General features: G+C 45.9%; 11 protein-coding genes and 1 pseudogene. 8 read left to right on the top strand and 4 right to left on the bottom strand.

The features are described 5' to 3' along the window. Positions 1-40: 40 nt before the first annotated feature. The 4 genes from JWG88_RS10585 to JWG88_RS10570 all read right to left on the bottom strand — a co-directional run bounded on the left by JWG88_RS10585 (position 41) and on the right by JWG88_RS10570 (position 2113). Positions 41-265: a tyrosine-type recombinase/integrase gene (locus tag JWG88_RS10585; RefSeq protein ID WP_306793088.1), complete on the bottom strand. Its 225-nt coding sequence runs from the start codon at positions 263-265 to the stop codon at positions 41-43. A gap of 523 nt (positions 266-788) precedes the next feature. Beyond that, complete coding sequence (locus tag JWG88_RS10580) at positions 789-1124, bottom strand: 4a-hydroxytetrahydrobiopterin dehydratase (RefSeq protein WP_205233695.1); 336 nt, start codon at positions 1122-1124, stop codon at positions 789-791. Between the two features lie 198 nt (positions 1125-1322). Further along, positions 1323-1511 (bottom strand): hypothetical protein, encoded by a 189-nt coding sequence (locus tag JWG88_RS10575; protein WP_205233694.1) that lies wholly within the window; start codon positions 1509-1511, stop codon positions 1323-1325. Between the two features lie 47 nt (positions 1512-1558). Further along, positions 1559-2113 (bottom strand): NnrU family protein, encoded by a 555-nt coding sequence (locus JWG88_RS10570; protein ID WP_205233693.1) that lies wholly within the window; start codon positions 2111-2113, stop codon positions 1559-1561. Between the two features lie 587 nt (positions 2114-2700). Between JWG88_RS10570 and JWG88_RS10565 the strand changes: the two genes are divergently transcribed. The 8 genes and pseudogenes from JWG88_RS10565 (at position 2701) to JWG88_RS10530 (ending at position 12342) form a co-directional block, all read left to right on the top strand. After that, entirely contained in the window at positions 2701-4848 is a 2148-nt protein-coding gene (locus JWG88_RS10565) for a P1 family peptidase (protein WP_205233692.1), read from the top strand. Then, entirely contained in the window at positions 4845-5855 is a 1011-nt protein-coding gene (locus tag JWG88_RS10560; RefSeq protein WP_205233691.1) for a histone deacetylase family protein, read from the top strand. The genes JWG88_RS10565 and JWG88_RS10560 overlap by 4 nt, the downstream gene beginning before the upstream one ends. 335 nt (positions 5856-6190) lie before the next feature. After that, positions 6191-7060: a DUF2279 domain-containing protein gene (locus JWG88_RS10555; protein ID WP_205233690.1), complete on the top strand. Its 870-nt coding sequence runs from the start codon at positions 6191-6193 to the stop codon at positions 7058-7060. Between the two features lie 219 nt (positions 7061-7279). Next, positions 7280-8260: a transposase gene (locus JWG88_RS10550; RefSeq protein WP_205233689.1), complete on the top strand. Its 981-nt coding sequence runs from the start codon at positions 7280-7282 to the stop codon at positions 8258-8260. Then, a complete protein-coding gene (locus JWG88_RS10545) occupies positions 8257-8562 on the top strand; it encodes a hypothetical protein (protein WP_205233688.1) in 306 nt (101 codons plus the stop codon). Before JWG88_RS10550 ends, JWG88_RS10545 begins: the two co-directional genes overlap by 4 nt. Next, entirely contained in the window at positions 8546-8797 is a 252-nt protein-coding gene (locus JWG88_RS10540) for a hypothetical protein (protein ID WP_205233687.1), read from the top strand. The genes JWG88_RS10545 and JWG88_RS10540 overlap by 17 nt, the downstream gene beginning before the upstream one ends. A gap of 174 nt (positions 8798-8971) precedes the next feature. Next, positions 8972-9433: pseudogene (locus tag JWG88_RS10535) on the top strand (Fic family protein); the annotation flags it as partial. Between the two features lie 1214 nt (positions 9434-10647). Then, positions 10648-12342 carry an L-lactate permease gene (locus JWG88_RS10530; RefSeq protein WP_205233686.1) on the top strand — a complete coding sequence of 565 codons (1695 nt, stop codon included), beginning with the start codon at positions 10648-10650 and terminating at the stop codon, positions 12340-12342. The last annotated feature ends 144 nt before the right edge of the window (positions 12343-12486 follow it).

Here is a 12486-nt window from a genome sequence, read left to right as displayed (position 1 = left end):
AACGGTCTGAGTGTGGTCTTACGCACGACATACCGGAACCTCACAAATCCAATGGACTTTTTGCCTCTTTGATCGTCACGCTCTTGACCGTATGAATATAGATCCTCGTTGTCCGTATATCACTGTGGCCCAGCAATTTCTGAATCGTGCGGATATCGTAATTCGCCTGCAGGAGATGGCTTGCATAGCTGTGGCGGAAGGTATGCGAGGTAACCCGCTTAGGAATCCTTGCTTTTTTAACGGCCTTGCGGAGTGCAACAAACAACGATACATTCTGCAGTTACATGGCAATTCACGTTTTCGCCGGTTTTCATTGGCAATATTGCTGATTCGAGGAGATCAAACCATGAGAAGACTATCAGTTGCTTTGCTGTGTGTCGCTGTGTCATTGTTGTTTCAGACACAGGCGTATTCTGCGATTTTCCATGTCAGTACACTTGGTAATGATTCTGCATCCTGCGGTTCAAGTGGTTCACCCTGTGCCACTATCTGGAAAGCAATTAACACCCTATGATGACATTGATGGAGACAAGCGTCCAGGGTTTAGCCAGCTGACCGGCTGCGATATCGGCGCTGATGAATACAACGCGATGCGATGTTTTCCTGTGAGAAACCATAACGACGGCATGACGATAATCTGTTTCTAACCATCCTCAGTCGCATTTTGAGGTATATTCGGTGAGAAAAAAGGGTCAGATTAAAATAAGTCTGGCGCGCCTGCTTGGATAATAGCAGGTTGCATATATCATATTCTTGGAGCTTTGGGAGATCGCCCATGATTTAATGTGCTATCGCAATAATTCCTCCACCTTTGCCGCAAAGACAAAATCACTCTCCGTCAGCCCGTTAATTGTGTGAGTCCAGATGGTTAACTTGACCTTCCCCCAGGTGAGGTGGATATCAGGGTGATGCCACTGGTCCTCGGCGAGTTGGCCTACCTTGATGGTAAAATCCAGGGCCTGGCGGAAGTCCTTGAACGAGAATGCCTTCGCAAGATGATGACCATCCACCACCTGCCAATCAGCTGCCAATTGCCTGTGCAGTAAGTCAATGTCCTCACCTTGCAGGGGAGAGGTGCCTCCTTTGCAGGGGACGCATTCTTTTCTTGCCAGTTCGCTTGCCATAGGATCTCCTTTGTAAGGGAATTTACAGTTTCAATGGATGACAGCCGGGATCCTTAGCCTGTCGTCTGAGTACTCCGTAGGCTTGTATAGAGTAAACAGTATTCATTCCCCGGACGCTTGCAATTTTTCCGGTTATACTGAGAGGTGGTGAAATGGGGCTGGTAAATGGGGTCAGAGTAAAATAAATCTGGTTTATTACTATTTGGAAATGTAAACAATCGGAGCAATATGGCCAGATTCACGAGAATCGCATCTGTAGACGTTCCAGTTCATGTAATCCAGCGGGGAAATCCCAGAAAGAGTTTTTGCTTCGTTTTGGTCGAGACCGGCAGGTTTGGCTGCGATGGCTCTTCGAAGCGAAAAAGAGATATAACCTTGAAGTGTCATGGACACTCCTCTCAAATCAAGTCAATAGCGTCACAGCTGAATTTGGCTTATATCACAGGAACTCCAAAAAAATACGGGTGTAGATAATATAGTAGTCCATACACTGCCGTACCGGTAACCACAATTCCTGCATCGTAACGCAGTGGTTTGGTCTCATTGCTTTTGCTCGCCCCCCTCCTGTTAGCCGACCACATATCGAACAGCGAATAGACGAGGAAACTGCAGAAGAGGACAATCGATCCCAGATCGCCATTAGCCAACAGATGGATGGTGGCCCAGATCGTCACTCCCCACAGCATCGGATGCCGGGTGAATCTTTTGAGGTTGGTGGGCATATAGGCCGCAACCAGCAGAATAGCAGCCGGCAGCATGAAGACCAGGGCAAGATGCCGTGCCCAGACCGGCGGCTGGTAGATGATGATATATTCTCTTGCGCTCATGCCGTAGACGACAAGCGCCAGACCAAGAAGTGCAATAAGGGCAAAAGCACCTTTATAGCCATATTCTCCCAGCCGGTGTACCGCCTGCTGTCGCAGCGAAACGGATGCCGGCAGGAGATGGATGGCGAAAAATAATATCAGACCAAAGAGCAGTATATACATGGGATCCTCCTCATGAGCTCGTAATAATGATTATTTTCTCTATGAATACCTGGAATCAAGTCTCTTATGTTGCTGACTTCGGCTAACTTTCCTGTTTTGGGATGCCGAAGGCTTCAAAGCACCTTATGCAGGAGCTCAACCCGCCAAAATCCCGTTTTACGCAGGAGGATCCAACTGATAAGGCAAATCTTCTTTGTCATAGAGGAGTGTAACCATCAGGGAGCAATTGTAAAAGGGGTTATCGGTTGGCTCCCTGACGGGTAAAATGCTTTTGGTACGGATCGGCGAATATGAAAGCCAGACTTGATGGCGACAAGAAGCGATGAAAGAACATGATGTAATTGCCAAGAGTGTGCATAAAAGCCAAGAGCGGGCTTGACCCCATTTCACGATCAGGTTTTGCCTTTTCTGATGTACGAAGAATTATAGCAGAGGAAGCATTGGGTCAGGATTTTTAACCGATTTGCCCACTGCCATGGCAAAGACAGCAAAAATCTTTGGTCAAAACGTTGCTGCACATGGTAGCCTTAAGGGAGCAGGGTTGATACCATGAAAATTCACAGGAAACTGCAGATAAAGATAATACTATGAGAATAACGATTGCATACAACCTTCGCACCGATGACACTGAAGCTACAGCTGAACTTTTAACTGTAGCTGACATTACCAGAATAAGCGAGGCAATCAGCAGCCTTCAACACACAGTTACCTTGGTTGAGGTTTCCGGTAAACCAGATAAAGTAATTGAGCGCCTGCTTGAAAGTGAACCTGACCTTGTTTTTAATTTGGCAGAAGGAACGATAGGCAGTTCCCGGGAAGCCTTTTATCCCGGGTTGTACGAACAGATGGGTATTCCGTTTACAGGTGGGAACGCTTCTCTTCTTCATCTTAATCTTGATAAACATCTTGCCAAAACCGTTTTGTCTTCTCATGGGATTAGTGTTCCCAGAGGCGTTTTAATAACAGAAAAAGAGCGCATAATACCCGACGATTTACACTATCCCTTGATGATTAAACCAAATTCAGAAGGGTCAAGTAAAGGAATTACCCAAGATTCAGTAGTTGAAACAATGGAGCAAGCTCTCGCAAGAATAAATAGTCTTTTGATCCATTATCCTGCAGGTCTTGTTGTTGAAGAGTATATCGACGGCCGCGAACTTAGTGTTCCCTTTCTGGAGAGTTTCCCCGGAAAGCTTCTTGACATTGTCGAACATACTTTTGATGTTAAAAAAACAGGGAGTAAATACAACATTTACGATTATGACATGAAGCAAGGTGGCGAAGCTGCAAAATCAGTGAGTGTTATCTGTCCTGCACCTATAAATACCGAAGAAGAAAAAGCGGTAACAAAAATGGCTCGCGATGTTTTTGAAATCATGTCTTGTCCTGATGTTGGCCGGGTAGATATTCGATTAAATTCTAAAGGGAAACCTTATTTTATTGAACTTAATCCCTTGCCAAGTCTTCACCCAGATGCGTCTCTCATGACTGCGGCCAAATCTCGTAACCTCGAATTTCGCGATGCCTTGCGGTTAATTATTCGTTCGGCTGCACGCCGTTACGGTCTTGCTATCAAATCTGCAAAGCAACCTAAAAAAGATGATTTTTCCTATGAAACTCCACGGCCTAATGCCAGGGAACTTGGAATTCAAATTGGACGTATGCCTCCTGGAGTAAATAATGCCATTACAGATGTTAAAGGCGTACGTGTTGGCCATTTCTCACGTGTTGAAGATAATGTTCAAATTCCCGGTGGAACAGAAATCAGCAAGATACGCACGGGGGTTACAGCCATTATGCCTGCCGGACAAACGTATACAAATAGGATAGCAGCAGGTGGTTTTATATTAAATGGAGTTGGAGAAGTTGCTGGTTTGACACAGGTTTTAGAGACAGGTTGGCTAGAAACACCAATTCTTTTAACTAACTCACATTCTGTTGGAAGGGTACACACCGGGGTGGTTAATCACAAAATCAAAAAATACCCAAAACTTGGTACCGAAACCGATGTGATTTTGCCTGTTGTTGGAGAAGCTGACGATTCTTTTTTGAATGATATTCGAGTAGGGACATGTTCGGGACAGGATGCTATCAAGGCTATCCAGTCAGCATCTTCGGGTCCTGTAAAACAAGGTTCTATAGGTGCTGGTACCGGTATGACAAGTTTTGATTTTGCCGGTGGAATTGGAACTTCGTCCCGTATTATCAATATAGCAGAAGATGACACCTATACTGTTGGAGTGCTTGTCCTTTCCAACTTTGGCAAAATGCGCAATCTGACAATTGATGGAGGTGTTGTCGGAAGAATTCTCGATAAGGAATTTGATAAAACCGGACGTCGCGAAGCATCTGAAGGTTCGATTATTGTAGTGGTTGCTACCGACATCCCTCTGATTAACAGCCAGTTGAACCGAGTGGCAAAACGAGCTGCCCTTGGTCTTGGACGTACCGGTTCTTATGCTGCTTCAACGAGTGGTGAAATAATTATTGCCTTTAGCACCGGTAATCGTAAGCCCCGGGCCAATAGTTCTAAAAGTAATTTTATTCATCTAAAGTGTATTTCGGATAATCATATAAATCTGGTTTACGAAGCAGTGGTAGAAGCAACCGAAGAGTCAGTTATAAATGCCGTTTTTTGCTCTAATGGAATGAATGGACGTGAAAAACGAGAGTGTCCGGCAGTTCCACATCAGCGTATTCTCGAATTATTAAACCCACAAAAAATACATCCATGAAAGTAATAGAAAAATATAACGACAGCTTACATAATCCACATTGGAAGTATCAGCTCGGACCCGAAGCTTACGAAGTTAAGGACACTCCTCTTCGTGTTGAATCCATAAAAAAAGCTCTTCGTGGGGACAAGCGATTCGAATTTACAACTGCAAAAAAATTTCCGGAACGGCTGATTTCCAAGCTTCATCCATACCACGATTACATCCTTAAAACAGGATTAAGTTTAAAAAACGATGAAGAAGAATTTTATCCGGATCTGTTTCCCGGGGAAGGTGCCAACCTTCAGAAAAAGATAGATTCACCTTTGTGGGGTGGAATATGGTGTACTGATGCCGTTACCCCTATTAAAAAGAAAACCTACGAAGTTGCCAGGGCTTCAGCTGAGACCGCATTAACCGGTGCTGAAATGCTGCGCGAAGGGCTTGAGAAAACTATATATGCCTTATGCAGGCCTTCCGGCCATCATGCCGGCCCGCGGGTTTTTGGGGGGTATTGTTATTTTAATAATGCAGCTACTGCCGCTGAGTATTTATTGCCTGAGGGAAAAGTAGCTATTGTGGATATCGATTATCATCATGGAAACGGAACCCAGGAGTTTTTTGATGAAATAAAATCTGTATTTACAGCATCAATTCATTGCGATCCTGCAAATGAATATCCATATTTTTGGGGATACGCGAATGAACAAGGAAAGGGACAGGCAGCTGGCACAAATTATAATGAACCTTTACTCAAGGACTCCTCAATAGCGCAATATAGTGCGGCTGTTGATAGAATTCTTGATAAGATACGTGAGTTTAAACCAGCGTATTTAATTATTGCTGCCGGGTTTGATACGCATATGAAGGACCCGATAGGTGGTTTTAAGCTTCATACAGAAGATTATATTTCAATTGGTAACCAGTTTAAGTCACTGGGATTACCAACCTTAGTTTGCCAGGAAGGTGGATATAACACTGATATTCTAGGCGATTGCGTAAAGAATTTTCTCTTTGGATTGATGTAAAACGAATATATGCATAAATTTGTAAAAGCATAAAAAATAGCAAGATGCTCAGGTAACCATGCTGTCCCGGGCCTATTACCCGTGCATATGGTGTTCGAGCCATTGACAATCAACCATAACCTCATGTCAAAGGAGCAAACCTATGGCCAGAGAAAAGCTCTGTCCTACGGTCTTCCCCTTGTTCACCCAGGTTTTTTTGCATTCCAGCCTCGTAAATAACCTTTGCGGAGTTTCGGCAACGTGGAAAGAACTGCTTATTGTGATGGACCTATGCCTTGCCACCTTTAGGAGGTGGCACATTTGCTGCCAATTTAAAAAACAAAAGGATAAGAGCAATGACAACTCTTTTCCGTCTCTTTTTCTGCATCCTTCTGCTATTGCTGGGCATGAGATCATTAAGGGCGGAGGATTTCGGGCCGACTGCGTACCGGTCCCTTCATGCTGAACAGGTAGATATGACATCGTCCATCTCTGTGCAGGAGCAGAAAACCGGCATGCTGCCGGTCGTGGCAAGCGGAACCGGTCTGGTGACCTTGTGGGGAGTCCTGGAGTGGGATTATTTCTCTCGCTCTCCCCATGCTGAATCGGAAGGCTGGTTCGGCAATTCGACTGACGACGGCGGAGCCGATAAAATTGGCCACGCCTACAGCAACTATGCCTTCAGCCATGCCCTGGCCGCTCTCTACAGTCATTGGGGATATCCGGAGGATAAAGCTGCGCTCTACGGTGCAGTCTCTTCATTTGCCATCATGGGGTATATGGAAGTGGGAGATTCCTTCAGCAGCTATGGATTTTCCTACGAGGATCTGCTTGCCAATGGTGTTGGGGCACTCCTGGGATATGTGCTCTACACCACGCCCGACCTCGCCGAGAAGCTCGATTTTCGCTGGGAGTACACACCAAAATTTGAGCAGACTGATGTTTTTACCGATTATGAGAACTCCAAATATCTTCTGGCACTGAAGCTGAACGGATTCGCAGCCATGAAGCAGAGCTTCCTGCGCCATGTGGAGATTCATCTGGGATATTATGCCCGCAACTTCGGCGATCCGGACGAGGACAGGGAACGGAATATTTACCTCGGTATCGGTTTAAACCTCACAGATCTGCTCTATCGCCATTCCTGGAAAAAAACTGCAACAGTACTTCGCTATCTCCAAATTCCCTACACTTCGATAAACATGGCAAATGACCTGAACGATTAACAGTATTATCGTGCCGTCTGCCATTTCTCCCTGCCTGTCCGATTAAGGCAGGCCGCTCTCACCGCCACCCTCAAGGAGCAGTCCGCATCGCAACTGCCATCATCGGTGTCTATCAAATCATGATCGTGAATGTTGCGGCATGAACGCATCCAATAAAATAAGAAATAAGGGTCAAGTCTTTGCTTGACTCATTCGGCTGATTATAATAAACTTTTCTCCATGACCAGACCTCTTCGAATAGAATACCCCGGCGCCTGGTATCATGTGATGAACCGTGGAAGGCGTGGCGAAAATGTCTTTGCAGACAACGATGACTATGAGACTTTTATTGCTCTATTGCAGGAAGCCTCTGAGATGTTTGACCTCATGGTTTCTGCATTTTGTCTGATGTCGAATCATTATCACATTCTTGTGCAGACACCTGCCGGAAACCTGTCGCGGGCGATACGACACCTTAACGGTGTTTATACTCAGCGATACAACCGACGTCACAACATAGATGGACAATTGTTTCGCGGACGCTATAAGAGTGTTCTTGTACAAGAAGATAGTCATCTGCTGGAGTTGTTGCGTTACATTCACAGAAATCCTGTAAGGGCAAACATGTGCGATACCCTTGATGATTATCCCTGGTCAAGCCATCAGGGGTATATTTTTTCCACGGAAAAATGGGGTTGGTTGCATAAAGGATTCCTGCTCGGCATGTTTGACCGTGAACAACATAAAGCGATAAAACAGTATAAGATCTTTGTAAAAGGCGAAGACTCTGCCGAAGTCACTGATTTTTTCGGCAAGAAAAACCTTGCTTCGTTTTTCGGCTCACGAGATTTTATCGAGTGGGTTAAGGCCACATATCACCAGCTTCAAAATCAAAAAGAGATCCCTCAATCAAGGCACCTTGCTCCAACAATAGACAACATAAAACTGGTGGTTTGCCAACACTATCAGGTTGAACAAAGGCACTTAAAGCAATCAAAACGAGGGCAGGTGAACGAGCCTCGCAACGTGTCGATATATCTTGCCAGAAAAAGATGCGGTTTGCGATTGGAAGAGATTGGGCGGGAGTTTGAGCTTTTGACATACAGTTCGGTGAGCAGTATTGTCACTAGGATGGAAGAGCAGCTTTCTAAAAACAAGGAGCTCCGTAGCCGGATTGAAAAAATAAACCTTAAACTCAACAAGAGTCATGCAAAAATTTGACCCCTTCTTTAATTATGACTAAAATTAATAAAAATTTTGATTCTAAAAATTGGGAAAGAACAAAAAAATATGAACAAGATTGGAAACTAGAACTATTTGCTTTAGTAGGATTTTGTATTTCTGGCGCAATATTTATTTTATCAGGTATTAAAAATGGAGATATTTTAGCAATACTTGGCAGTTTAGTGTGGATTATATCTTGTGTTACATGGATGATTCCATATAGAAAATATTTTGCCACTTCGAAGCACAAACACGATTGTAGAAAACCTATAACAGGGCAAATTGAGTCAGACAAATAAAGACACATTCTACACGTCGCTACATTCCGCTCCTTATTTGCTGGTTATTTGGGACATTGGATTTAAAAAGCAGATCATGTTCGGCGGTGCGGTACTCGCCGCCGCGAATCGTCTTAATTTCATTACCAAAAGGCAAGATCAAACAATGAGCGCGAGTGCGGCTTTCGTGGCGTTGGCGGCTTTTTGCCAGGGGTTATCAGGCGGGATCGGCGGTATTCTTATGGCCGGTGGCTGATATCCGTTCGTGGTTTCATTCTATCGGGGTGCGATCTCGAAATGGGGTCGAGCCACGTATGCATCTACTCGTATTTGATGAAAGAGGTCGTGACGTAATTCCTCAATCTATAAAGCTAATTGCCGGTAGAACCGGTAAGGAATACAACGCCCGGAAAAGCCGAATAACGGCCATGAGATCGACCCAGTCCTGAAAGCAGGCATGGCCCATTTATTTTTTGTTACTCTCCACCCTCTTGAAGATGGGAATGGGCGGATTGCAAGAGCGATTGGTGATATGGCACTGGCTGGCTCCGACGCCACTCAGGATCGCTTTTACAGCTTGTCCTCTCAAATTGAGGCTGAGCGTAAGGATTACTACGATCAACTGGAAAATCATGTTCTCTTCAAAGCGCAGCTATGGGACACAATAAATCAAAGGCCTGTCAATGAGCGCCAGCGCCTGATCATCAATCGAATGCTGGAAGATGATTTTAAGGGGGATATGAATACCTCCAAATACGCCAAGTAGGCCAAGTGCTCAAACGACACGGCGCTGAGAGATATTCAGGATTTGAAAGATAGAGGAATACTCATTCAGAACCCTGGCGGCGGAAGGAGCACCAGCTACAGATTGCCTGACAGGAATAAACATTAAGACGAGCTGCGACACAGAGCTGTGAAATTCCGATAACAACCGCTGTGAAACGTTCGGGGGCTATCACATTTAATGGCAATCGCTCGCGATGGGCATGATAATTTTGGCTTTTCTGGACTCTTCCAGGTCGCTGGGGCCAATAGTCAGAGGGTCGGGCCAAGCAAACTAACTAAAATTAATAATAATATCTTTGAAAAGTTAACCTTTTTGAGGGTTACATCGTTCTTTATGTGTGCGAAAAAGCTGGCATAAGAAATAATAAAAAAACCGATACAGGGCCTGAGAATACCTACTTTGGAACATTATCGATTAAAAATTAATTGCTTGTTGAGACCCGACCCCAAGGGTAGCCAAGCAGGTAAATAAGCAGATCCTCCCAAGCGAGTTGACGCACCTTCCGACATTGCTAATGCCGTTATTTTCTCGGCCTCGCACCAAGCCGACTGGCTGACTGGGCAGGTCATTAAGGACACATATCCAATGCAACACTACGCGCGGCCTTCGGCTGCGGATGCTCGAAAGCTCGCTGTGTTATGCCTAAGATACATCAATTCAGAATATTGCGAAGGACGGTAAAGCTTGAAGGGAATCGAGAAGCCGGAAGGGTGCGGGCCAAGTTAATTAGCCCCTGCGCCTCTTTGGTAGGTCCAATTATCTTTTGGTCCTGTTTCATACCAATTCACCTGTCGGTAGACTGGTTGGTTGTTGCTCCCTATTTTTAATGGGTTGACAATAGGTATTGTGTTGGTATAACCTTTGCCCAAAAATACCCCTGCTGTCACTCCGGAGAAACTCGGTGGATTGCTTGAGCCTTGGATCCACATCTTTTTTGACATCTTTGTCTCTGAAAGGTGCAGTGGCAGTGTTGATTGAGGTGGCATCCCATGATCTGCGTGAAGTGATAGACAGGTATGCGAAAAGGTATGTCGCAAAAAGAAGCCTGGATCGATCCGCAGGCTTCTCAATAGATCCAGTGGAACAGGTGATCGTGCGCTTCAATCAGTCTGTTTGAATCGATCCTGCAATTCGATATTTTTACAGGATACAGGTTCAATATCGAAACTTTCGTAGTGCTGTCACCAAAAACATAAAAAGAAATGGAAGCAGTTATAATATTTCAGCACATGGAATTGGGCTGAATATTTTGAAGCGGTTTTTCATGTATGGCAGCGCTTCCGTTCAATAGAATAAATTTTTCGTTAGGAGGTGGTTTTATGTCAACAGCGATACAAGCCTTACTGGCAGCAACACCAATTATTGTGGCAGCTGTGCTGCTTGTCGGTCTTCACTGGCCGGCCAGACGGGCTATGCCGGTGGTTTATCTCACTGCGGCGGGAATTGCTCTTTTCTTCTGGGAAATGAGCTTCAATCGAGTTCTTGCTTCTACGATTCAGGGCATGGTTGTTACTGCCGCCGTCCTCTGGATTATTTTCGGAGCCATCATGCTGCTCAATACTCTACAAAATTCTGGCGCGATTTCCACGATTCGGGCAGGTTTTACCAATATCAGTCCAGACCGGCGTGTCCAGGCTCTCATTCTCGCCTGGCTATTCGGCTGTTTTATTGAAGGTGCGTCAGGTTTCGGAACTCCGGCGGCCATCGCCGCGCCACTGCTGGTCGCTATAGGGTTTCCGGCTCTAGGCGCGGTTATGATCGGTATGATGATCCAGTCGACACCGGTATCTTTTGGCGCCGTAGGAACTCCAATTCTCATTGGTGTTACAAACGGGCTTGATCACATAGCCCTCAGCCGGCAGCTTGCTGATGGAGGATCGAGCTGGGAAATATTTCTGCAACTCATCACCTCGGAGGTGGCAATCGGCCATGCCATTGTCGGTACCTTGATGCCCCTTATGATGGTGATTATGCTTACACGTTTTTTCGGCCGCAACAAAAGCTGGAAAGAGGGATTGGCGATGACACCTTTCGCTATTTTTACCGGTCTGGCCTTCACCATACCATACGGTCTTACCGGCGTTTTTCTGGGACCTGAATTTCCCTCCCTCGTCGGCGCCCTCGTCGGCATGGCCATTGTCGTACCGGCTGCCAAAAAAGGTTTTCTTTTGCCGAAAACCATCTGGGATTTTGCTCCTCAGGAAGAGTGGCCCAAGATGTGGTTCGGTACCATTACCCCCAAACCGCCACGTGCGGATGAGCGTAAAATATCCCTCTCCCTGGCCTGGATGCCATACCTGCTCGTTGCGATAATTCTGGTCGCCAGCCGGGTCTCTGCAGATTTTAAGGCATTGCTGTTGAGCTTTTCCTTCGGCCTGCAGAATATCCTTGGTGAAACAGGTGTCAGTGCCTCCATCGAACCGCTTTATCTGCCTGGCGGCATCCTGCTGTTTGTCTGCCTTGTAACTTTGTTTTTACACAGAATGAAGCTCTCGCAACTTGCTTCTGCTGCGGGAGATGCGGGCAAAACCCTTATCGGCGCTGGTTTTGTGCTGGTTTTCACTATTCCGATGGTGCGCATTCTGATTAATTCCGGAGTCAACGGCGCCGACCTGGTATCCATGCCTGTGGCGATGGCCAGCTTTGTTGCCGAAACCTTCGGTTCAGTTTACCCGCTGTTTGCCCCGACGGTGGGTGCTCTCGGCGCTTTTATCGCCGGTTCCAACACCGTCAGTAATATGATGTTGAGCCAGTTTCAGTTTGAAGTGGCAAACGCACTTACAGTTTCCGGGGCGGTCATGGTTGCGTTGCAGGCAATTGGTGCTGCGGCGGGAAATATGGTCGCTATTCATAATGTTGTCGCAGCCTCGGCGACAGTTGGTCTTCTCGGCCAGGAAGGCCGGACACTACGCATGACTATCATTCCTACCTTGTATTATATTTTATTTACAGGGGTTCTTGGTTTGCTGGCCATTTATGTGTTTGGTTTGACGGATCCCCTTGTTACTCTGTAAAAGGGAACCGGGGAAAGTTAATGAGGCTGCGCCTGCTGCAGGCGAGAAAAATCTGTTCACCCTGCAGGCTGGCGGAGTCTCATTACGCCGGAGAAGTCCGGATGGCAAGAGGAAATCTTTTTAGGAAGGAGACTACATGCCGGT

This window comes from Desulfopila inferna (genome assembly GCF_016919005.1).
GTDB lineage: Bacteria > Desulfobacterota > Desulfobulbia > Desulfobulbales > Desulfocapsaceae > Desulfopila_A > Desulfopila_A inferna.
The sequence above is the reverse complement of the archived record's forward strand: the minus strand, read 5'-3'. Positions and strand labels throughout refer to the sequence as shown.

What these genes read in the sequence shown, in the direction of transcription:
- JWG88_RS10565 (WP_205233692.1), top strand. Translation starts at nt 2,701, where the DNA reads ATGAGAATAACGATTGCATACAACCTTCGCACCGATGACACTGAAGCT.
- JWG88_RS10530 (WP_205233686.1), top strand. Translation starts at nt 10,648, where the DNA reads ATGTCAACAGCGATACAAGCCTTACTGGCAGCAACACCAATTATTGTG.
- JWG88_RS10580 (WP_205233695.1), bottom strand. Translation starts at nt 1,124, where the DNA reads ATGGCAAGCGAACTGGCAAGAAAAGAATGCGTCCCCTGCAAAGGAGGC.
- JWG88_RS10560 (WP_205233691.1), top strand. Translation starts at nt 4,845, where the DNA reads ATGAAAGTAATAGAAAAATATAACGACAGCTTACATAATCCACATTGG.
- JWG88_RS10575 (WP_205233694.1), bottom strand. Translation starts at nt 1,511, where the DNA reads ATGACACTTCAAGGTTATATCTCTTTTTCGCTTCGAAGAGCCATCGCA.
- JWG88_RS10550 (WP_205233689.1), top strand. Translation starts at nt 7,280, where the DNA reads ATGACCAGACCTCTTCGAATAGAATACCCCGGCGCCTGGTATCATGTG.
- JWG88_RS10570 (WP_205233693.1), bottom strand. Translation starts at nt 2,113, where the DNA reads ATGTATATACTGCTCTTTGGTCTGATATTATTTTTCGCCATCCATCTC.
- JWG88_RS10555 (WP_205233690.1), top strand. Translation starts at nt 6,191, where the DNA reads ATGACAACTCTTTTCCGTCTCTTTTTCTGCATCCTTCTGCTATTGCTG.